This window comes from Pseudomonas sp. UBA4194 (genome assembly GCF_002379585.1).
Lineage (GTDB): Bacteria > Pseudomonadota > Gammaproteobacteria > Pseudomonadales > Pseudomonadaceae > Aquipseudomonas.
The window spans coordinates 1-21156 of record NZ_DFUE01000039.1 but is presented as its reverse complement, the minus strand read 5'-3'; the positions used below and the strand labels follow the sequence as shown (position 1 = coordinate 21156).

The window sequence follows — 21156 nt, the reverse complement described above, 5'->3', positions numbered from 1 at the left end:
TGACAATTGGAGTTACGTTATGATTTGTAAATCAGATGGTGAATGGCGGATATGGCTTGGCTTGGGGTTTGTGTCGGATGGTCGCCTCACCCCGGCCCTCTCCCTGAGGGAGAGGGAGTTGAAGCCCTCGCCTACTGCACTTCCCCCCGCAAGCCCTGCACCAAGGTCCGCAACCGCTCCGGCAACGCGGCCTCGCCACTCACGGGCGCGCCCGCCACCAATGTCACTCGCGACCAGAACCGCTTGAAGAAACCCTTGTTCGGATCACGGCTGAAGAAACTCCCCCACAACCCCTGCAACGCCAGGGGGATCACAGGTACCGGGGTCTGCTCCAGCACGGTGCTCACCCCGCTCCTGAACGCATCGATCTGCCCATCGGTAGTCAGCTTGCCCTCGGGGAAGATGCACACCAGCTCACCTGCGGCCAGATACTGGGCCACACGGGCGAATGCTTGCTCGTAGATCAGCGGATCTTCCTTGCGCCCCGCGATGGGGATGGTCCCGGCCGTACGGAAAATGAAGTTCAACACGGGCAGGCGGTAGATCTTGTAATACATCACGAAACGGATCGGCCGACGCACCGCGCCGCCGATCAGCAGGGCGTCGACGAACGACACGTGGTTGCACACCAGCAGCGCGGCGCCCTCGTCCGGAATATGCTGCAGACCACGATGCTCGACCCGGTACAGCGAGTGGCTGAGCAGCCATATGAGGAAGCGCATGGTGAATTCGGGGACGATCTTGAAGATGTAGGTGTTCACCGCGATGTTCATCAGCGATACCACCAGGAACAGCTCCGGAATGCTCAGCTTGGCCACGCTGAGCAGCAGGATCGAGGCAATCGCCGAAACCACCATGAACAGCGCATTGAGGATGTTGTTCGCCGCGATCACCCGGGCTCGCTGGCCTTGCGGCGTGCGGGACTGGATCAGGGCATACAGCGGCACGATATAGAAGCCGCCGAACACCCCCAGCCCGAGGATATCGAGCAATACCCACCAGGCCTGGGCGTAGCCCAGCACCGCCAGCCAGCTATGCGCCACGCCCGGCTCGGGAAAACCGCCCGAGTGCCACCACAGCAACAGGCCGAACAAGGTCAAGCCGAACGAGCCAAAGGGTACCAGGCCGATCTCCACCTTACGCCCGGACAGCCGTTCGCAGAGCATCGAGCCCAGCGCGATGCCTACCGAAAACACGGTAAGAATCAGGGTGACCACGGTTTCATCGCCGTGCAGCCACTCCTTGGCATAGGCCGGAATCTGGGTCAGGTAGATGGCGCCGACGAACCAGAACCACGAGTTGCCAACGATCGAGCGCGACACCGCCTTGGTCTGCCCCAGCCCCATGCGCAGCGTGGCCCAGGATTGCCGGGCGATGTTCCAGTCGATCACCATGCCTGGCGCCGAAGCCGGCGCGGCGGGAATGCCACGGCTGGCCAGATAACCCAGTACGGCCACAGTCAGGATCGCGCAGGCCACCACCGGCGCGTACTCGGCCGAAGACATCATGACCCCCGCGCCGATGGTCCCTGCCAGGATGGCCAGAAACGTGCCCATCTCCACCAGGCCGTTGCCGCCCACCAGTTCCTCGGGGCGCAGCGCCTGGGGCAGGATCGAGTACTTCACCGGGCCGAACAACGCCGAGTGGGTACCCATGGCAAACAGCGCCGCGAGCATCATCCACAGATGATTGAACATGAAGCCCGCTGCCCCGACCGCCATGATGACGATCTCAGCCAGCTTGATCACCCGGATCAGCCGGTCCTTGGCGAACTTCTCGCCGAACTGGCCGGCCAGCGCCGAGAACAGGAAGAACGGCAGGATGAACAGCAAGGCGCAGAGGTTGACCCAGATGCTGCGATCGCCTTCGATGCCCAGCTTGTAGAGGATGGCCAGGATTAGCGACTGCTTGAAGATGTTGTCGTTGAAAGCGCCCAGGGCCTGGGTCACGAAGAACGGCAAGAAACGGCGCTTGTCCAGCAGAGCGAATTGCGAAGGGTGACTCATCGTCCGTGTACCTTGATGACGCCCACGCTAGGACGGGGCTTGGCGCGGCACAGGATAGCCATTGCTTGGCAAATGCCCAAGGGGGTGTAGGCATTATTGATAGGGCTGGAATGGGCGGACGCGGATGAATCCGCTGCTACAGGTTGGAGGTCGCAGGGCCATAGTTGGAGGGAGGGCTGGTGGGGATCGGGCGGGCCCAGCCAGTGGCCCAAGGGCAGGCATTGGTCGTCGGAACACAGGTCGTAATCGCCGGCCTGGGGGACGCGCGCCAGCAGCAACGGCAGTAGCGGCGGCAGTGGCCGCCGATAGCGCCAACTGCCGTTGCTGAACAGGGCGTGCGCGGGGATTTCCATGCCCGCGCCGCTGCCGCGAACACGCGCCTCACCCAGCTGCAAGCCTTGCCACGTGACGCTGTAGTCTTCTTCCCAGCGGACCTTCTCGACACTGTGGTCCCATGCCAAGGTAAAGTCGGTCACCGGCAATTGCGCCCCGATCACCCCGGCCAGGCCCATGCACAGGCCCATCATGTCCTGGCCAGCCCCACGTGGCGGGAGCGCCACAGATGGGCGGCGATGATCAAGCCTCCGGCTGCGAAGCCCATTTCGTCGGTCAGCGGCCAGGCAACCACCAGCAGCGCCCCGGATGCGGCGGCCAGCAGGCGCTCCCACCAAGGCATCGGACGTTGCAGGAAGCCCGTGGCCGCCATGCCCCACAGGCCCACGGCCAGAAGCGTCTTGACCAGCATGTAGGCGCTCAGCCACAGGCTGTCGCCCTGCAGCATCAGCGCCGGGTTGTACACCGCCATGAAGGGAATGACGAACCCGGCCAGGGCAATCCGGACCGCCCACAGGCTGATTTTCAAGCCACTGGCTCGGGCGATGGGGGCGGCAGCGAAGCAGGCCAGGGCCACGGGTGGGGTCAGGTCCGCCAGGATGCCGAAATAGAACACGAACATATGCGAGACGATCAGCGGCACGCCCAGTTCGAGCAAGGCTGGCGCTGCGATGGAGCTGGTGATGATGTAATTGGGGATGGTGGGAATTCCCATGCCCAACACCAGGCAGGTCAGCATGGTCAGGATCAGCGACAGCAGCAGATTGTCCCGGCCTATGGCCAATATATAGCCGGCGAAGGTCGAGGCCACTCCTGTCAATGAGACCACGCCGATGATCACCCCTACCAACGCGCAGGCAATGCCCACCGGCACGGCATGCCGCGCGCCATTGACCAGCGCATGCAGGCACAGGGCAAGCGTGTCGCGACCACCCTTGATGCACCCGCTCACCGCCACCAGCACGGCGATCACCGCGAAGATCACGCCGATACCCAGCTGAAAGAAGCCAGCGCATGACAGGCCCAGAGCGACCCAGAAGGCGCAGCGCAGGGCCACGCCGGAAAACCGCAGGATGATCGCCGAGCCCAGGACCACGATCGCGGTCAATGCCAGGCCCACCATGCCGGAAAACAGCGGCGTGCGGCCAGAGAACAGCAGGTAGATCAACACGGCCAATGGCAGCAGCAGGTACCACCTCTCGCGCACCGCCCCCAGTGCGCTGGGGCACTGATCCTTGGGCAGCCCCTTGAGGTTGGAGCGCATGGCCTCCAGATGCACCATCCAGAACACCGAGGCGAAATAGAGCAGCGCCGGGATCAGGGCGGCCTTGGCGATTTCGACGAAGGGCACGTTGATGGTTTCGGCCATGATGAACGCCACGGCCCCCATGACCGGCGGCATCAACTGACTGCCCATGCTGGACGTGGCCTCCACGCCGCCGGCGAACTCGGCTCGATAGCCAAAGCGTTTCATCAGGGGAATGGTGAATTGCCCCGTGGTCACCACGTTGGCGACGCCTGAACCGGTGATGGTGCCCATCAGCGCCGACGAGGCCACCGACACTTTCGCCGGCCCGCCCGTCTTGTGCCCGAACAGGCCCATGGCAAAGTCGGTGAACAGCTTGATCATGCCGGCCTGCTCCAGAAACGCGCCGAACAGGATGAACAGGAAGATATAGGTCGCGGACACGTAGGTGGGCGTGCCGTAGAGCCCCTCGGTACCAAAGGCCAGCTGGTTGATGACCTGGTCCAGGCCATAGCCGCGGTGGGCCAGGGCGCCGGGCAAGTGCTCACCGAGCAGAGCGTAGGCCAGGAACAGGCCGCAGATCAGCGGCAGGGCAATGCCCATCACCCGTCTGGCAGCTTCGAACACCAGCACGATCAACACCAGGCCAACCACGCCGTCAGCCAGGGTCAGGTCACCCGAGCGCTGGATCAGATCGGCCTCGAAGATCCACTGGTACAGCGCGGTGGCCACGGCCGCCAGGCTCAGCAGCCAGGCCAGCGGCTGCCACGGACGCGTCTGCCCCCAGGCCGGGTAGCTGAGCAGTACTACCCATAACAGAAAGCCCACGTGCACTGCGCGCAGGACCTGGCTGGACAGCGGCGCGAACGCGGCGGTGACGATCTGGAAGATCGCGAACGCCAAGGCTACGAAGAACAAGGTTTTTGGCCACGCCTGCGGGTTCGCGGGAATACCGTGGAGCTGATCACTCATGGGCGGTCTGCCTTTGGGCTGAATGGGAGCGCGGGGGGGGGGCGCAGCGCAGTTATGGCGCTGCGCTGGGCTTCAGAGCAGGCCTTTTTCCCGGTAATAACGCTCGGCGCCGGGATGCAGCGGAATCGGCAGATGGCGGGGCGCATCTTCCAGGGTGATGTCGTTGGCCGCCGAGTGGGCATTGCTCAGGCGCGGCAGGTTTTCGTAGATCAGGCGCGTCATCTGATAGGCCGTTTCTTCCGGCACCCCGTCATGGGTTACCAGGATATTGGTGATCGCCACGGTGGGGATGTCCTCGACTTGTCCATCGTAGGTATTGGCCGGGATAACCCCGCTTTGGTAAGCCGGGTTGCCGATGCCGCGGACCACCTCGACCGGGATCGACACGTAGTTCAGCGGCATCACCGAGGCCAGATCGCGTATCGCTGCCATGCCCAGCCCGGAGGATTGCAGGGTGGCGTCGAGCTGGCGGTTCTTGATCAGCTCCACGGACTCGGCGTAGGGCAGGTATTGCACCTTGCCCATGTCCTGATAGGTCAATCCGGCCGCCTTGAAGATCGCCCGTGCGTTGAGCTCGGTGCCGGACTTGGGCGCGCCGACGGAGATGGACTTGCCCTTGAGGTCGGCCAGGGTCTTGATACCCGACGCTTGGCTGGCGACGATCTGGATGTAGTTGGGATAGGCCCCGCCGATGGCCCTGAGTCTGGTCATCGGGGCCTTGAACCCGGCCTCCTCCACACCCAGCCTGGCGTCGGCCACCGAGTCGCCGAGGGCGAAGGCGAGCTCGCCGCGCCCGGCCTGCAGCAGGTTGAGGTTCTCGACCGAGGCCTTGGTGGCCTGAACCGAGGTTCTGACCGAAGGGATGTTCTCGCTATAGATCTGCGACAGCGCCACACCCAGGGGGTAATAGACACCGCTGGTGCCACCGGTAAGTATGTTTATGAATGCAGGCGATGCATGGGCCGGCACGCTGATCAACAGACTGGAGACCGCAGCGATAATGGCTTTACGGTTGATCGATGGCATGGATAACGCTCCGTGTTGTTATGGCTTTGTTCAGAGTCCATGCACTCTAATGGATAGCCAACGGAGACGGGGGAGATAGCGCGCGATCTTTTGCAACCACATGTGCCAGGCGCGGCGCCGAGCGTGAGGCGGCGCCGGTTCGAGGTGTAACGCCGCCCTCCTACGCCCGGGAAGGCTGCACGCCGCGGCGGCGCCACATGCCCAGCAGCGCCAGGCCGCACAGCGCCAGTTGCACCGCGACATAGCCGTTGCTGGTGGCGATCAGGCCGAACTCGCGCACCATGAAACCGGCGCCGATGGCCGGCACGCAGAACGCCAGATAGCTGAGCACGTAGAACGTTGCCATCAGGCCCGCCCGCTCATGGGCATGGGCCAGTGGCATGACACTGCGCACAGCACCTAAAAAGCCCGCGCCGAATCCGCAGCCGGCCACCACCGTCCCGATGAAGAACAACGCCAGCAAGCCGTTGTTGCTGGCCACCAGCACCAACCCTACGCCCAGCGCCAGAAGCATCGTGCCCAAACGCAAGGTCTGTTCGGCCTGAGCGTTGCGCAAGGTGTAGATGGCCGCCGCACCGCTGAGCGTCAGGGTAGCCACCAGCGCTCCGCCCAACAGGTTGGACGTGGAACCGGTGGCGACCCGCAGCAGCGAGGGCGCCAGGGACAGGAAAAAGCCGCCAGTCATCCATACCGCCACGTCCACTGGCAGCATGCGCCACAGGGCCGAGCGCGCTTGTACCGGGATACTCAACGCCGGACGCAGGGAAGCCCAGGCACCCGGCTGTGGGCTGACACTTTCGCCCAGCAACGCCAGCAGCAGCAGTTGCAGCGCGAACACCGCCAGCAGTACCCAGTACGCCAGGTGCAGCGGTTGCGGTGCGTAATCCACCAGCACACTGGTGCCCAAGGCACCCACCGCCATGCCCAATAGCGGTGCGAGACTGTTGACCAGTGCGCCCTGAGTACGGCTGGTGTCGAGCAAGGCCGCACCCAGAACGCTGGTGGCCATGCCGGTGGCAAATCCCTGCAGCACCCGCGCGGCCAGCAGCCAGCGTACATCGCTGGCGTAGATGAACAGCAGCATGGCGCCCATTTCGAGCAGCAACGCGGCGAAGATCACCGGCTTGCGACCCAGATGATCCGACAGCGAGCCTACCACCAGCAGCGCCGCCAGCAAGCTCAGCGCATACACGCCGAACACCAGCGTCAGGGTTGCGGGGGAGAAGTGCCAGGTCTCCTGATACAGGTGATACAGCGGCGTGGGGGCGCTGGAGGCGGCCAGAAAACTGAGCAGTACCGCGGCCAGGAAGATCAGGCTGGCGCGCGGGGGGAATTTCGGAGTCATGGGCGGGGTCCCGGTAAAAGCTGAGAAAACGTTGCGAGAGTGTGCGCTGCGCGAGCAGATGCAGGAAGGGGTACATCGGTCGCTGACCAGCTAGACCTTGGTCGGCGCTGACGGGACAGGGCGTGGCGTGCGAGACTGGCGGCAACAGGTGAGACTGCGGTGCGGCCATCGCGGGTAGAACCCGCTCCCACAGGATCTGATGCAGCAACAGGTGAGACTGCGGTGCGGCTATCGCGGGTAGAACCCGCTCCCACAGATGCGGATGTGCGCGGACCTCATGGCAGAAGCCGATCATGTGGGAGCGGGTTCTACCCGCGATGGGGGCGCCGCGGTTCATCTCTGTACCCCAATTCGGAGTTCTCGATGTCGCTGTCCAGCGGGCTGATCGCCGCCGTTGCCCTGGCCTACATGGCCGTGATGTTCGCCATCGCCTTCTACGGCGACCGGCGCGCCAAGCCCTTGCCGCCTCGGTTGCGGGCGTGGGTCTATAGCCTCTCGCTAGCCGTCTACTGCACCAGTTGGACATTCTTCGGCGCTGTCGGCCAGGCCGCCGAACAGCTGTGGGCATTCCTGCCGATCTACCTGGGCCCGGTGCTGCTGATGCTATTGGCGCCCTGGGTCCAGGAAAAGATGGTGTTGATCAGCAAACAGGAAAACATCACTTCCATCGCCGACTTCATCGCCGCCCGCTATGGCAAATCGCAAAGCCTGGCGATCGTCGTCGCACTGATCTGCCTGGTCGGCGTACTGCCCTATATCGCCCTGCAACTCAAAGGCATCGTGCTGGGCGTCAACCTGTTGATTGGTGCCAGCGCCGACGCCACTGGCACCCGTGTCCAGGATACCGCCATGGTGGTCACGCTGGTGCTGGCGCTGTTTACCATTCTGTTCGGCACCCGCACCCTGGACGTCACCGAGCACCACCGCGGCATGGTGCTGGCCATCGCCTTCGAGGCGCTGGTCAAACTGTTCGCCTTCCTGGCCGTGGGCGCATTCGTCACCTTCGGCCTGTACGACGGCTTCGATGACCTGCTCAGCCAGGCCATGCTTGCACCGCGGCTGGAGGAGTACTGGAAAGAGACCGTCAATTGGCCCTCGTTGGTGGTGCAGACTGGCGTGGCGATGATGGCGATCATCTGCCTGCCCCGGCAGTTCCACGTCACCGTGGTGGAAAACACCGACCCGCAAGACCTGCGCCTGGCACGCTGGGTGTTTCCTGCCTACCTGATCCTGGCCGGGCTGTTCGTGGTGCCCATCGCCCTGGCGGGGCAGATGCTGCTGCCCAGCTCGGTGATCCCGGACTCCTTCGTCATCAGCCTGCCCCTGGCCGAAGCCCACCCTGCACTGGCGCTGCTGGCGTTCATCGGCGGCGCCTCGGCAGCCACCGGCATGGTCATCGTCGCCAGCGTCGCGCTGTCGACCATGGTCTCCAACGACATGCTGCTGCCCTGGTTGCTCAGGCGCCAGAGTGCGGAGCGCCCGTTCGAGGTGTTCCGTCAGTGGATGCTCAGCGTGCGCCGCGTCAGCATCGTGGTCATCCTGCTGTTGGCCTACGTCAGCTACCGGCTGCTGGGCTCCACGGCCAGCCTGGCCACCATCGGCCAGATTGCTTTTGCCGCCGTCACCCAACTAACCCCAGCCATGCTCGGCGCCCTTTACTGGAAACAGGCCAACCGTCGCGGCGTGTTTGCCGGCCTGGCCGTGGGCACATTCCTGTGGTTCTACACCCTGGTGCTGCCGGTCGCCGCCCACGGCCTGAACCTGCCCGTCAGCACCTTTCCCGGCTTGGCCTGGTTGCACGGCAACCCGCTCGGCCTGCCCATCACCCCCCTGACTCAAGGCGTGGTGTTGTCCCTGGCGGGCAACTTCATCCTGTTTGCCTGGGTGTCGGTGTTGTCACGTACCCGGGTCAGCGAGCACTGGCAGGCCGGTCGTTTCATTGGTCAGGAAATCAGCCCGCGACCCAACAGCCGCTCGCTGCTGGCGGTACAGATCGACGACCTGCTCAGCCTCGCCGCACGTTTCGTCGGTGAGGAGCGGGCGCTACAAAGCTTCACCCGTTTCGCCTACCGCCAGGGCAAAGCCTTCAACCCCAATCAGAACGCTGACAGCGAATGGATCGCCCACACCGAGCGCTTGCTGGCCGGCGTACTGGGCAGTTCGTCCACCCGCGCGGTGGTGAAGGCCGCCATCGAGGGCCGCGACATGCAGCTCGAGGACGTGGTGCGCATCGCCGACGAAGCCAGCGAAGTGTTGCAGTTCAACCGGGCACTGCTGCAAGGCGCGATCGAGAACATCACCCAGGGCATCAGTGTGGTCGACCAGTCGCTGCGCCTGGTGGCCTGGAACCGGCGCTACCTGGAACTGTTCAATTACCCCGAAGGCTTGATCAGCGTGGGTCGGCCCATCGCCGACATCATCCGCTACAACGCCGAGCGTGGCCTGTGCGGGCCAGGCGAAGCGGAAGTACACGTGGCGCGCCGCCTGCACTGGATGCGTCAGGGCCGTGCCCACACCTCCGAACGGCTGTTCCCCAACGGTCGAGTCATCGAACTGATCGGCAACCCCATGCCCGGCGGCGGTTTCGTCATGAGTTTCACCGACATCACCGCCTACCGCGAAGCCGCCCAGGCCCTCAAGGAGTACAACGAGGGCCTCGAGCAGCGGGTCGCAGAGCGCACTCATGAGCTGTCGCAACTGAACCTGGCACTGACCGAAGCCAAGGCTCACGCGGAAGCGGCCAACCAGTCCAAGACCCGTTTCCTCGCCGCCGTCAGCCACGACCTGATGCAGCCGTTGAACGCCGCGCGGTTGTTCTCCGCCGCCCTCTCCCATCAGGCTGAAGGCTTGTCCAGCGAGGCTGGTCAGCTGGTGCAGCACATGGACAGCTCGCTGCGCTCGGCTGAAGACCTGATCAGCGACCTGCTGGATATCTCACGGCTGGAAAACGGCAAGATCAGCCCCGACCGCCGGCCCTTCGCCCTCAACGAGCTGTTCGACGGCCTGGGCCCGGAATTCAAGGCCCAGGCGCAGGAGCAAGGCTTGCGTTTCCGCTTGCGCGGCAGCGAGTTGCGCGTGGACAGCGACATCAAACTGTTGCGACGGGTCTTGCAGAATTTCCTGACCAATGCCTTTCGCTATGGCAAGGGCCCGATCCTGCTGGGGGTGCGGCGCAAGCCCGACGCCTTGAGTCTGGAGGTGTGGGACTGCGGGCCTGGTATCGCCAGCGACAAACTGCAGGTGATTTTCGAGGAGTTCAAACGGCTGGACAGTCACCAGACCCGCGCCGAGAAAGGCATGGGTCTGGGCCTGGCGATCGCCGACGGGTTGTGCCGGGTCCTGGGCCATCCGTTGAATGTCCGTTCCTGGCCAGGCAAGGGCAGCGTGTTCAGCGTGAGCGTGCCGCTGGCTGGCGCCCAAAGCCAGGCACCGGCACCTGTCAGTGCGCCGGCAAGCCTGCCATTGAGCGGCGCTCGCGTGCTCTGCATCGACAACGAAGACAGCATCCTGCTCGGCATGCACAGTTTGCTGAGCCGTTGGGGTTGCGAGGTCTGGACCGCGCGCAACCGCCAGGAGTGCGCCGCGTTACTGGCAGAGGGCAAACGCCCGCAGCTGGTACTGGTGGACTATCACCTGGATCAGGGCGACACCGGTACCGAGCTGATGGCCTGGTTACGCACAGAACTGGCGGAACCGGTACCGGGCGTCGTGATCAGCGCCGATGGCCGCGCGCAGACCCTGGCCCAGGTGCACGCGGTGGGTCTGGACTACCTGGCCAAACCGGTCAAACCGGCGGCCTTGCGCGCCCTACTCAACCGGCACCTCGGCCGGCACTGACACGCCATCGGCATCGGCCTGGGCGTTGGCGCTGTCCGGGCTCTCGCTCATGGCCCGCTCCAGCAGGTCCGGAGCCAGGCTCTTGCTGGCCCGGGCGCCCAGCAACTTGAGTTGCTCGCTGCGGCTGACCAGGTTGCCGCGGCCTTCGGTGAGCTTGTTGCGTGCCGCGCTGTAGGCTTTGTCCAACTGCTGCAGGCGATTGCCCACCTCGTCCAGATCCTGGATGAACAACACGAACTTGTCGTAAAGCCACCCTGCCCGCTCGGCAATTTCCCGGGCGTTCTGGCTTTGCCGCTCCTGCTTCCAGAGACTGTCGATGACCCGCAGGGTGGCCAGCAGCGTGGTAGGGCTGACGATGACGATCTGCCGATCGAATGCTTCCTGAAACAGGTTGGGCTCGGCCTGCAAAGCCGCCGAAAATGCCGCTTCGATGGGCACGAACAGCAATACGAAGTCCAGGCTGTGCAGGCCATCGAGACGGTTGTAGTCCTTGCCGGACAAGCCTTTGACGTGGTTGCGCAGGGACAGCACGTGCTGCTTGAGCGCGGCCTGGGCAATGGCCGTGTCGTCGGCAGCCACGTATTGCTGGTAGGCGGTCAGGCTGACCTTGGAGTCGACCACCACCTGCTTGTCACCCGGCAGCATGATCAGCACGTCGGGTTGAAAACGCTCGCCATCGGGGCCCTTCAGGCTGACCTGCGTCTGGTATTCGCGACCCTTCTCCAGCCCGGCGTGCTCCAGCACCCGTTCCAGAATCAGCTCGCCCCAGTTGCCTTGGGTCTTCTGGCCTTTCAAGGCCTGGGTCAGGTTGGTGGCTTCGGTACTCAGGCGCTGGTTGAGTTGTTGCAGGCGCTCCAACTCCTTGCCCAGGGAAAAGCGTTCGCGGGCTTCGGTCTGGTAGCTCTCTTCGACGCGTTTCTCGAACGACTGGATGCGCTCCTTCAGCGGGTCGAGCAACTGACCCAGGCGCTGCTGGCTGGTTTCGGCGAAGCGCTGCTCGCGCTCGTCGAAGATCTTGCCCGCGAGTTCGGCGAACTGTGCGCGCAACTCGTCGCGCGAGCCTTGCAGGTCGGTAAGGCGCTGCTGGTGGCTGTCCTGCTGCTCGCGCAACTCGGCGTTGAGACCGGCGCACTGGGCGTCAAGGCGCCGCAGTTCGGCCTCGCGGGCGGTGCGTTCGATATTCCAGGCATGGGCTGCATCCCGGGCGTTGTCACGGTCCATCTGCAGCAGCTCGACCTCCCGGCGAAACCCGGCCAGTTCGGCCTGTTTGGCGGAATTGGCCTGGCTCAGGTCGCTGATCTCATCGCGGCTGGCATCCAGCTGGGCGTTGAGGCCGTCCTGGGCCAATTGCGCCATGGCCAGGCGTTCGTCCAGCAACGTCGCTTCGGCCTGGGCGCAAGCGGCTTTGCGCTGCAGTTGCCAGGCCAGTCCCAGACACGGCAGGCCGGCCGCCAGCAGGCCGATCATCAGGCTGGTCATGTCCAACGCCATGGAATGCTCACTCTTGCGGTTTCAATGCTGGGCAGTCTGAGGCCATTGGCCGCTGGGGGCAAACCGGGCTGTCAGTCGCGGCGCAGGTGGCTCAATGCAGTCTGGGCACCCGGGTCGCCGGCGCGGGCGGCCTGACGCAGCAGCTCCTGGCCGATACGCTGGTCGCGGGAGTTGCCGCAGTCCCGGCACATCAGTTGGCCAAGGCGACTTTGCGCGATGACGACGCCTTCGCGTGCGGGTTGTTTGAGCAGGCGGCCGGCCAGGTGTTTGACGTTCGCCTTGTGGCCCAGGCGGGGGCTGTCGAGCAGCCAGAGGGCGACTTTGAGGGTGAAGCGCTTGGGTGCGGCGGGTGGGGAGGTTTTCATGTAAAACTTTGGGCATAGCGGAAAAGCGCGCCACTGTACTCTTTTTTTTCCGGGAATGCTTGGGGGGTGACGGGTGGTGTTCAGGTTTGGGGGTGGGGTTGGGGATCGGTGGTGAATGGTCCCCTCACCCCAGCCCTCTCCCTGAGGGAGAGGGAGCTAGAAGCGGATCGCCGCTAGCCACAACACCACCGTACGGCCCCCTCTCCCTCAAGGAGAGGGAGCTGGAAGCGGACCGCCGCTAGCCGCAACACCACCGTACGGCCCCCTCTCCCTCAGGGAGAGGGAGCTAGAAGCGGATCGCCGCTAGCCGCAGCACCACCGTACGGCCCCCTCTCCCTCAGGGAGAGGGCTGGGGTGAGGGGACCATTCACCGCTGACCTCAAGCCAGACTCCGGGTCGTGACGGACGTTGAATCACGTCAACACCTGCACCGCCCCCAACCCTGCAAACACCACCTCTACCCGCGCGCCCACGGGTACCCAATGGATCCCCGTCCAGCTCCCCGTGGCAATCAGATCACCCGCTCGCAATGGGTTACCCGATGCTGCTGCATGTCGGGCCAACCACGGCAGTGAGCTCAAGGGGTCGGTGAACGGATGACTGCCGATGCCCGACGCCACTGATTCACCATCGACCGTCAACTGAACCGTCTGCGCAAACCAGTGCGGCCGCGAAGCCAGCGACACCGCCTCTCCCACAATAAGGCCGCGATTGAGCTGTTGGTCGGCCAGGCGCAACAGCGGGTCGGCGCGATCCCCATCCACCCAGCGCGTGTCGCACAGTTCGATGCCGCACATCCAGGTATCGATCGCGGCGTAGGCTGAGGCCAGGTCGGTGTGCTCGTCCAGGTCTCGGGATAGCCGCGCAAACACCTCGCCTTCGATGCCGACGCAATGGCAGTGGCCTGGCGGTATCTGCCAACCTGAGGTGTGAACAGCATCGGCCGGTACCCCTGCGGCACTGACCAAGCCCCCTGGCGCGCCGCCCAGTTTCCATGCCCGGGCGGGGGCCCGAGCAAACCAGCCCATGGCCGCAGCCACGCGCGCCTGCACCTCGTAGGCCTGGGCCTCGCTGTCCAAGCGCAAGCCCTCGGTGGACTGACGCTGCCCGTCGCGCCGGGCACGAAGCAGGCGGGCCGCCACCTGCTCCACGGCATTCACAACGGCAGCTCGGTCTGGCGCCGACGTGCCTGGGCAGGGGCGGGCCGTTCGCACTGCAAAAACCGGCCGCGACCCGCTTCACCGCGAGGCTGGCCGTCCCACACCACGTCACCACGGGACAGGGTCATGGCTGGCCAGGCGGTCAATTGCATCCCGGCATAGGGGGTGTAGTCGACGTTATGGTGCAGCTTGTCGTTGCTGAGGGTCAGTGGCTGGCCTTCGTCCCAGATCACCAGATCGGCATCGCCGCCGATGGCGATGCTGCCCTTGCGCGGGTAGAGGCCATAGAGTTTGGCAGCGTTGGTAGCGGTCAGCGCAACGAAGCTTTGCGGGGTAATGCGCCCGGTGCGCACCCCCTCGGACCAGAGCAGCGCCATGCGGGTTTCCACCCCGGGAATGCCATTGGCGATCTGGTCGAAGGCCACGTGCTCGCCGTGGGCTTTCTTGCCATCAGGGCCATCGAAACGAAACGGCGCATGGTCAGACGAAAAAATTTCGAATGCGCCATTCTCCAGCCCGTCCCAGATCACCTGCTGGTTGGCGGCATCCCGTGGCGGGGGGCTGCAGATGCATTTGGCGCCCTCGAAGCTGTCATCGCAGCCCAGCGAATCGGCGGTCAGAAACAGGTACTGCGGGCAGGTTTCGGCGTACACCTTCAGGCCCTGGCTCTGGGCCCAGCGGATCTGCTCCACGGCCTCGCGACCCGACACATGCACGATCAGAATCGGCACATCGACCAGCTCCGCCAAGGCAATGGCGCGGTGAGTCGCCTCGCGCTCCACCAACATGGGCCGCGAGGTGGCGTGGTAGCGCGGCGCACTCAGCCCGGCCGCCAACAGGCGCTCGGTGAGCCAGGCGATGCAGTCGCTGTTCTCGGCATGCAGCATCACCATCGCGCCTTCGCGGCGCGCCACGGAAAGGGTCTCCAGAATTTCCCGATCATCGAGTTTCAACGCGTCGTAGGTCATGTAGATCTTGAACGAGGTATAACCCTCGGCGATCAACGCCGGCAATTCATCACGCAGGATCTGCGGGGTGGGATCGGTGACGATCAGATGAAAAGCGTAATCGATCACCGGCTTGCTGCCGGCCCGGCGATGGTAATCGTCCACTGCCGCGCGCAGGGTCTGGCCCTTCTGCTGGCAGGCAAACGGGATGACGGTGGTGGTGCCGCCACAGGCCGCGGACAGGGTGCCGCTGAAGAAGTCATCGGCCATTACCGAGCCGTCGCCGGTGGGTTGATCCAAGTGCACATGGCTGTCGATGCCACCGGGGGTGACATGGCGCCCGCCGGCATCGATCTCCCTGAGCCCCTGGGGCAAGTCCAGCCCCAGCGCTGCGATACGGCCGTCGCGGATGCCGATGTCGCTGGTGAAGATGTCTGCGGCGGTGACCACACGAGCGTTGCGGATGACCGTGTCGAAGGGTTGCATATCGGGCCTCGCTGGTGGGGTGGGCGGCGGGGACGCGGCTTACGCCGCTGCTACGCGGGTTAGCCAGGCTTGGGCGATCTGTTCGCGGGTGGCGAACCAGACGCCTTCGTGGCCTTGCGCATACTCGATGAACTTCTTCAGCGCGCGGATCCGTCCTGGGCGGCCGACCATGCGCGGGTGCAAGCCGATGGACATCATGCGCAGGCCATCGGCGGCTTCCTCGTAGAGCACTTCGAAGCTTTCCTTCATGTATTCCAGAAAGTCCGACGCTTGTGACAGACCCGGCGAGTTCCAGTAGCGGAAGTCATTCACGTCACTGGTGTAAGGCACTACCAGGTGTTGCTTGCCCTGGACCTCGACGAAATAGGGCACGTCGTCGTTATAGGCATCGGAGTCGTAGAGGAAGCCGCCCTCTTCCACCACCAGCCGCCGCGTGCGCACGCTGGCGCCGTAGCGGCAGTACCAACCCACCGGGCGCTTGCCGCAGGTGCGCTGGAAGGACTCGATGGCCAGGCGGATGTGTTCGCGCTCCTGTTCTTCGGTGAGGCGAAAGACCTCTTCCCAACGGTAGCCGTGGCTGCAGATCTCGTGTCCCAAGGCAACCGCGGCCCTGGCCACGTCGGGGTTCTGCTCGAAGGCCACCGCGCAGGCATGAAAGGTCGCCGGCACCCCCGCCTTCTGCAGAATGTCCAGGATGCGCCAGATACCGACCCGCGAGCCGTATTCGTACATCGATTCCATGGCCAGGTTACGCACGCCCTCGGGGAACTGGTAGCTGCCCCATTCGGTCATGCTTTCCTGATCCGGATCGCCCATGGCCAGGGAACGCTCGGAGCCTTCCTCGTAGTTGATCACCACGCTGATGGCCAGTCGCGCGCCGTTGGGCCAGGTGCCTTGCGGACGTTGCTGGCCATAGCCGACCAGTTCTCTGAGGGGTAACGTCATGCCAATACTCTCCTGCAAGTGGGGCTAAGCGCCGGGCACGGAGCCTCAGCAGTCGATGTTCTTCAAGGCTTCGTGATCGGGTGTACCGGCGCTGTCGCCGAAAGCCAGGCCCATGGCCAGGGTCTGGGCGATACAGAAGGCCGCGGTCAGCGAGCGAAAGCCCAGCAACTCGGCATCGTTGACTTCGATCATCACCGAAGCGCACTGGCCAATAGGGCTGAGTACGCTGTCGCTGATGGCCACGATCGGCGTGCCGACTGCAACCGCCTGGTTGCAGGCGTCGATGGTTTCCTGGGCATAGGGCGGAAAGCTCACCGCCACCAGCACGTCATCGCCGTGCAGCGCACCGACCTGCTCGCGCAGGCTGCCGCCCAGGCCACTGATATGCACCGCGCGGCGCCCTACCCGGCTCAGCGCATAACTGAGGTAGGCGGCCATGGGAAAGGAACGGCGCATGCCGACCACGAACGTGGTGCGTGCCTGCTGCAGCAGGGCAATGGCCTGCTCCAGTGCCTGCACCTGCTGACCTTCGGCCAGGTGTTCCAGGGAGATGATATTGGCCCGGCTGAAGGCGCCGAGCATGGCACCGATATCCGTGGGATCGTCCAGCAATTGCTCGCCGCGATAGTGCCGAATGCGCTCCTTGAAGCTGCCCTGGCCGGCGTTTTCCAAGGGGCTTTTGCAAACCCGCTGCAGATCGCTGAAGCCGCCATAGCCCAAGGCCTGGGCCAGACGGATGAACGCCGAGGCCGGAATCTGCGAGCGTGCCGCCAGTGCAGCAACGGTGTTGAGCGCCACGTCGTGGGGATGCTCGATGACGTACTGGGCGGCGTCGCGCATGCGCGCGGTCAGTTTGTCCTGACCCAGCGCAATGGCGCTGCGCAGCTCCTGCAGGGTGTGGGGTAGTGACATAGGTAGAGGCTCGGTCAAAGTCAGCTGCGACGCAGCTGGGCGATGGCGCGGTCCAGGCAGTCGACCAGCCGCGTCATCTCATCTAGGGTGTTGTAGTGGGCAATGGAAACCCGCACTACGCCACCCTGAGGCGCAAGGCCCAATGCTTCGATCAGGTGACGCGCGTAGAAGTCACCGAAACGGATGCCGATACGGGCTGTATCGACCTGCCGCACGATCGCCTCCGACTGCACACCGTCGACCACGAAGCTGATGGTGGGCACCCGATCCCCCGCCGTTACCCGCGGTTTGCCGATGATGCGCACCCCGTGGGCCTCGCGCAGATAGGCCAACAGCGTTTCGGCCAGCAGGTTTTCCTGCACCTCGAAAGCGTCGAACGCGGCTTGCATGACCTGCCTCGCAGTGCCCTGGCTGCCGAGCCGGGTGCCGATATCCTGCAGGTAGTCGCTGATGCCGATGCAGCCATAGGACAGCTCGTAGTTGAGATTACCCGGTTGCAACTTGTAGGGAATGACGTCCTGGCCGATGAAAAAATGATTGAGGCTGGGCAGTGCCAGCAACAGCTCGCGTTTGCCCCACAGCACGGCGAAATGCGGACCGAAGACTTTGTAGAAGCTGAACACGTAGTAGTCGGCGCCGCTGGCCTGGACGTCCACCAGGCGATGGGGCGCGTAGGCGACGGCATCGACCACCAGCTTGCCACCCACGGCATGAACCCGCCGCGCCACTTCGGCCACCGGGTTGACGCTGCCCAGGATGTTCGAGGCATGGGTCATGGCGAGCACCCGTGTGTTGGCGCTGAGCAAGGTGTCCAGATCGGCCAGCTCGAGCTCCAGACTGTCGACGTCCACCGACCAGACTTTCAAGGTGGCACCGCGCTCGGCACACAGCCGTTGCCACGGGCCGATGTTGGCTTCGTGATCACTGTGGGTGACGATGATTTCATCGCCCGGCTGAATCGAGGGGGCAATGGCGCGCGCCAATATCTGCAACAGGTGGGTGGTCGAGCCGCCCATCACGCACTCTTCGGGATGAACCGCGTTGATCAACTGCGCGACCGAAGCCCGTGCTTCCAGCACTTTGGCGCCCGCCTGCTGGGAGGGGCCGTAGGACGCACCCAACTGCACGGCATGGTTGAGCAGGTACTGGCTGATACGCTCGGCCACGGGTTTGAGCACCGCCGAGCCGCCGGCGTTGTCCAGGTAGGCGAAGCCGTCGGCCAGGGCCGGGAACTGAAGGCGAACGTAATCGATATCGAGGGCAGTCAAGGTCGGTCTCCCAATTGATCAGTGGTGCAGGATGGCCTGCAGAAAAGCTTGGGTTCTGGGTTCCTGTGGCGCGGTGAAGAACGCCTGCGGAGGGTTCTGTTCGATGATGCGGCCGGTCTCCATGAAGATCACTCGGTCGGCGACCTTGCGCGCGAAACCCATCTCGTGGGTAACGACGATCATGGTCACGCCGGAACGCGCCAGGTTCTGCATGACGTCCAGCACTTCGCCGACCATTTCCGGGTCGAGGGCCGAGGTCGGCTCATCGAACAGGATTACCCGCGGTTCCATGGCCATCGTGCGGGCAATGGCCACTCGCTGCTGCTGGCCGCCGGACAACTGGCTGGGGTATTTGTCGGCGTGCCCAGCCATGCCGACTTTCTCCAGCAAGCCGCGGGCGCGCTCCTGGGCGTCGCGGCGGTTCATGCCACGCACCCGCACGGGCGCCAGCGCGACGTTGGCCAGCACCGTCAGGTGCGGGTAGAGATTGAAGTTCTGAAACACCATGCCCACTTCGCAGCGAATACCGGCCAGCTTGGGACCGGTCTCGACGCGCTGACCGGCCACGCGGATATCGCCGCCCTGGTAGGGTTCGAGCAAGTTGATGCAGCGAATCAGGGTGGATTTGCCCGAGCCAGAGGGCCCCAGTATCACCACCACCTCGCCCTGTTCAACCCTGAGGTTGATGTCGCTCAAGGCCTGGAAGCGGCCGTAGAACTTGTCCAGGTGCTCGATCTCGATCACGGTATTCATGCGCGCTTGCCTCCTGCGCCGTTGCGTCGTTCGACCCAGCTCACCAGTTGCACCAGCGGCAGCAACAGCAGCAGGTACATCACCGCTGCGCCGACCAGGGGTGTGGGGTTAGCCGCCAGCGCCTGGGCCTGGGTCGCCTGCTTGAGCAGGTCGGGCATGGCCACGACCGAAGCCAGGGCAGTGTCTTTCATCACGTTGATGCAATTGCTGGTCATCGGCGGCAACACGATGCGCATGGCCTGGGGCAGGATCACGTCACGCATGGTGTTGAAGAAACTCATGCCCTGAGACGCCGCCGCCTCGAACTGGCCACGGGGGATGGCTTCGATCCCCGAGCGAAAGATTTCCGCCGAATAGGCGCAGGACACCAGTGACAGGGCCGCTGCGGCCGCGGCGAAGGATGAAAGGCGGATCCCCACGAACGGCAAGGCGTAGTAGATGAGGACCAGCAGCACCAACAGGGGTATGGAGCGCAGCACGTCGATGTAGACCCGCGCCAGCCAACGAATCGGGGTGTAGCCATAGAGCCGCAGCATGGCCAGCAGCAAGCCGCCGACCAGCCCCAGGATGATGCTCACCACGCCCAGCAGCACGGTCACGCCAAGGCCGCGCAGCATCAGCGGCAGCGCGTCGATGAACACGCTCCAGTTGAAGAATGTCTGTAGCAGCTCCATGGCGATACCTTGGTGGTGGACGAGGGTCGGGATTGCTTACTTCGGCGCTTCAGTCACCTTGACGGTGCTGGACTCTGGGTCGGCGTCGGCGCCGAACCATTTCTTGTGCAGGTCGGCAATCACGCCTTCCTTCTTCATGGCGGTGATGATGTCGTTGACCTGCGCACTTTGGTCCCAGCCCTTGGCGTGCATCAGGGAGTATTTTTCGCCGGTGGGAATCTTCGCTACCACGGCGTACTGAGGCTTGTCCTTGATGTAATAGAGCACTGCGGGGATGTCGCTGATGTAACCGTCCATGCGGCCCGAGGCCAGGTCGAGCATGGCCGGAGACAAGCCCTCGTAACGCGACACGTCCTTGAACTTGTATTGGGCCTGGTGCGCGCCTACCCACATGTCGCCGGTGGAACCGGTGTCTACCCCCACCACCTTGCCCGCCATGCCGTCCAGGCCCTTGATACCTGACTTGGTGAGCACCGAGAGGGATTGATCGCTGTCGTAGTACGGCTGGGCGAAGCCTACGGATTCAAGCCGTTTGGGGGTGATGGTGATCGAGGAAATGGCAATATCGGCGCGCTTGGATTGCACCGCACTGAACAGGCCATTGAACGGAATGTTGACGAACTCGACGCTCTTGCCGGCGCGCTTGGCCACTTCCTTGACCACATCGACCTCGAAACCGACGATGTCGCCCTTGGCATCCTGGAACTCCCACGGCACGTTGCCGACGTTCGCCCCCACGGTCCAGTCGGCGGCCAGGGTCGATGCTGAAAACGCAGTGGCGATGGCCATGCTCAAGAGTACTTTCACGTTCACGTCTAGCTCCCCGATTCAAGTCATTCCAGAAGGCCGCCTGCTTGATTGATCAGGCGTGTCGAGGGTGAGAGTAGGACGGTGAATCATATAATTCAACAGATAAATTAAATGAATTAAATGCTTCATTGGAGGGCGAAACCGGGCTGGTTTGGTGCAGGGTGTGCAGGGCACGGGGTGCAAAGGGCGGGAGGGGGACGGGCCGCTCGCTCGGGAACGGGTGCACCGATGCGGAGCAGGGATTAGTTGGGCGGGTGGATGGAAAGTTGGGGGGTTGGGGGGTATCGGTGGTGAATGGTCCCCTCACCCCAGCCCTCTCCCTGAGGGAGAGGGGGCCGGACGGTGGTGTTGCGGCTGGCAGCGATCCGCTTCTAGCCCCCGGTCCCCAGCGAGAGAGGGGCCGGACGGTGGTGTGGCGGCTGGCGGCGATCCGCTTTTAGCCCCCTCTCCCTCAGGGAGAGGGCTGGGGTGAGGGGACCATCCACCACCAATCCCACATCAAACCACCCCGATCAAAACAGCCCCTGCACCCGCTCCAACACCGCCCGGTTCATCTGGCCGGAATGGGTATAGACCGGAA

At 64.1% G+C, this 21156-nt stretch carries 15 protein-coding genes and 1 pseudogene; 1 reads left to right on the top strand and 15 read right to left on the bottom strand.

What is annotated here, in order from left to right; genetic code table 11:
* Nucleotides 1–131 precede the first annotated feature (131 nt).
* From B3397_RS09865 to B3397_RS09845, 5 genes and pseudogenes are all read right to left on the bottom strand, one after another.
* Nucleotides 132–2006, bottom strand: a complete 1875-nt coding sequence (locus B3397_RS09865) for an MFS transporter (protein ID WP_296249510.1) — start codon at nt 2004–2006, stop codon at nt 132–134.
* Between the two features lie 149 nt (nt 2007–2155).
* Nucleotides 2156–2533: pseudogene (locus tag B3397_RS09860) on the bottom strand (DUF1850 domain-containing protein); the annotation flags it as partial.
* Complete coding sequence (locus B3397_RS09855) at nt 2530–4557, bottom strand: TRAP transporter permease (RefSeq protein WP_296249508.1); 2028 nt, start codon at nt 4555–4557, stop codon at nt 2530–2532. The pseudogene B3397_RS09860 and the gene B3397_RS09855, both read right to left, overlap by 4 nt.
* Before the next feature lie 72 nt (nt 4558–4629).
* Nucleotides 4630–5583 (bottom strand): TAXI family TRAP transporter solute-binding subunit, encoded by a 954-nt coding sequence (locus tag B3397_RS09850; RefSeq protein ID WP_296249506.1) that lies wholly within the window; start codon nt 5581–5583, stop codon nt 4630–4632.
* 160 nt (nt 5584–5743) lie between these two features.
* Nucleotides 5744–6928, bottom strand: a complete 1185-nt coding sequence (locus B3397_RS09845) for an MFS transporter (protein WP_296249504.1) — start codon at nt 6926–6928, stop codon at nt 5744–5746.
* Nucleotides 6929–7291: 363 nt separating this feature from the next.
* Here B3397_RS09845 and B3397_RS09840 point away from each other — a divergent pair, with 363 nt between their 5' ends.
* The gene (locus B3397_RS09840) at nt 7292–10765 is read left to right on the top strand and encodes a hybrid sensor histidine kinase/response regulator (protein WP_296249502.1); all 3474 of its coding nucleotides are present in this window, start codon (nt 7292–7294) and stop codon (nt 10763–10765) included.
* Here the strand turns inward: B3397_RS09840 and rmuC are convergent.
* The 10 genes from rmuC to B3397_RS09790 all read right to left on the bottom strand — a co-directional run bounded on the left by rmuC (nt 10736) and on the right by B3397_RS09790 (nt 20579).
* Complete coding sequence (rmuC, locus tag B3397_RS09835) at nt 10736–12142, bottom strand: DNA recombination protein RmuC (protein WP_296249719.1); 1407 nt, start codon at nt 12140–12142, stop codon at nt 10736–10738. The two genes, B3397_RS09840 and rmuC, sit on opposite strands and share 30 nt — an antisense overlap.
* A 185-nt stretch (nt 12143–12327) precedes the next feature.
* The gene (locus B3397_RS09830; protein ID WP_296249500.1) at nt 12328–12621 is read right to left on the bottom strand and encodes a sel1 repeat family protein; all 294 of its coding nucleotides are present in this window, start codon (nt 12619–12621) and stop codon (nt 12328–12330) included.
* A gap of 413 nt (nt 12622–13034) precedes the next feature.
* Nucleotides 13035–13781, bottom strand: coding sequence for a 2-keto-4-pentenoate hydratase (locus tag B3397_RS09825; protein ID WP_296249498.1), 747 nt, complete (start codon nt 13779–13781; stop codon nt 13035–13037).
* Complete coding sequence (gene hydA / locus B3397_RS09820) at nt 13778–15214, bottom strand: dihydropyrimidinase (RefSeq protein ID WP_296249497.1); 1437 nt, start codon at nt 15212–15214, stop codon at nt 13778–13780. Before hydA ends, B3397_RS09825 begins: the two co-directional genes overlap by 4 nt.
* A 39-nt stretch (nt 15215–15253) precedes the next feature.
* A complete protein-coding gene (locus B3397_RS09815; protein WP_296249495.1) occupies nt 15254–16159 on the bottom strand; it encodes an allantoinase PuuE in 906 nt (301 codons plus the stop codon).
* Nucleotides 16160–16204: 45 nt separating this feature from the next.
* The gene (locus tag B3397_RS09810; RefSeq protein WP_296249493.1) at nt 16205–17071 is read right to left on the bottom strand and encodes a MurR/RpiR family transcriptional regulator; all 867 of its coding nucleotides are present in this window, start codon (nt 17069–17071) and stop codon (nt 16205–16207) included.
* 20 nt (nt 17072–17091) lie between these two features.
* Nucleotides 17092–18339: a cysteine desulfurase-like protein gene (locus B3397_RS09805; RefSeq protein ID WP_296249491.1), complete on the bottom strand. Its 1248-nt coding sequence runs from the start codon at nt 18337–18339 to the stop codon at nt 17092–17094.
* An 18-nt stretch (nt 18340–18357) separates the two neighbouring features.
* Nucleotides 18358–19092, bottom strand: a complete 735-nt coding sequence (locus B3397_RS09800; RefSeq protein ID WP_296249489.1) for an amino acid ABC transporter ATP-binding protein — start codon at nt 19090–19092, stop codon at nt 18358–18360.
* The gene (locus tag B3397_RS09795) at nt 19089–19766 is read right to left on the bottom strand and encodes an amino acid ABC transporter permease (RefSeq protein WP_296249487.1); all 678 of its coding nucleotides are present in this window, start codon (nt 19764–19766) and stop codon (nt 19089–19091) included. The genes B3397_RS09800 and B3397_RS09795 overlap by 4 nt, the downstream gene beginning before the upstream one ends.
* Before the next feature lie 36 nt (nt 19767–19802).
* A complete protein-coding gene (locus tag B3397_RS09790) occupies nt 19803–20579 on the bottom strand; it encodes a transporter substrate-binding domain-containing protein (protein ID WP_296249485.1) in 777 nt (258 codons plus the stop codon).
* Between the last annotated feature and the right edge of the window lie 577 nt (nt 20580–21156).

What these genes read in the sequence shown, in the direction of transcription:
- B3397_RS09865 (WP_296249510.1), bottom strand. Translation starts at nt 2,006, where the DNA reads ATGAGTCACCCTTCGCAATTCGCTCTGCTGGACAAGCGCCGTTTCTTG.
- B3397_RS09855 (WP_296249508.1), bottom strand. Translation starts at nt 4,557, where the DNA reads ATGAGTGATCAGCTCCACGGTATTCCCGCGAACCCGCAGGCGTGGCCA.
- B3397_RS09850 (WP_296249506.1), bottom strand. Translation starts at nt 5,583, where the DNA reads ATGCCATCGATCAACCGTAAAGCCATTATCGCTGCGGTCTCCAGTCTG.
- B3397_RS09845 (WP_296249504.1), bottom strand. Translation starts at nt 6,928, where the DNA reads ATGACTCCGAAATTCCCCCCGCGCGCCAGCCTGATCTTCCTGGCCGCG.
- B3397_RS09840 (WP_296249502.1), top strand. Translation starts at nt 7,292, where the DNA reads ATGTCGCTGTCCAGCGGGCTGATCGCCGCCGTTGCCCTGGCCTACATG.
- B3397_RS09830 (WP_296249500.1), bottom strand. Translation starts at nt 12,621, where the DNA reads ATGAAAACCTCCCCACCCGCCGCACCCAAGCGCTTCACCCTCAAAGTC.
- hydA (WP_296249497.1), bottom strand. Translation starts at nt 15,214, where the DNA reads ATGCAACCCTTCGACACGGTCATCCGCAACGCTCGTGTGGTCACCGCC.
- B3397_RS09815 (WP_296249495.1), bottom strand. Translation starts at nt 16,159, where the DNA reads ATGACGTTACCCCTCAGAGAACTGGTCGGCTATGGCCAGCAACGTCCG.
- B3397_RS09810 (WP_296249493.1), bottom strand. Translation starts at nt 17,071, where the DNA reads ATGTCACTACCCCACACCCTGCAGGAGCTGCGCAGCGCCATTGCGCTG.
- B3397_RS09800 (WP_296249489.1), bottom strand. Translation starts at nt 19,092, where the DNA reads ATGAATACCGTGATCGAGATCGAGCACCTGGACAAGTTCTACGGCCGC.
- B3397_RS09795 (WP_296249487.1), bottom strand. Translation starts at nt 19,766, where the DNA reads ATGGAGCTGCTACAGACATTCTTCAACTGGAGCGTGTTCATCGACGCG.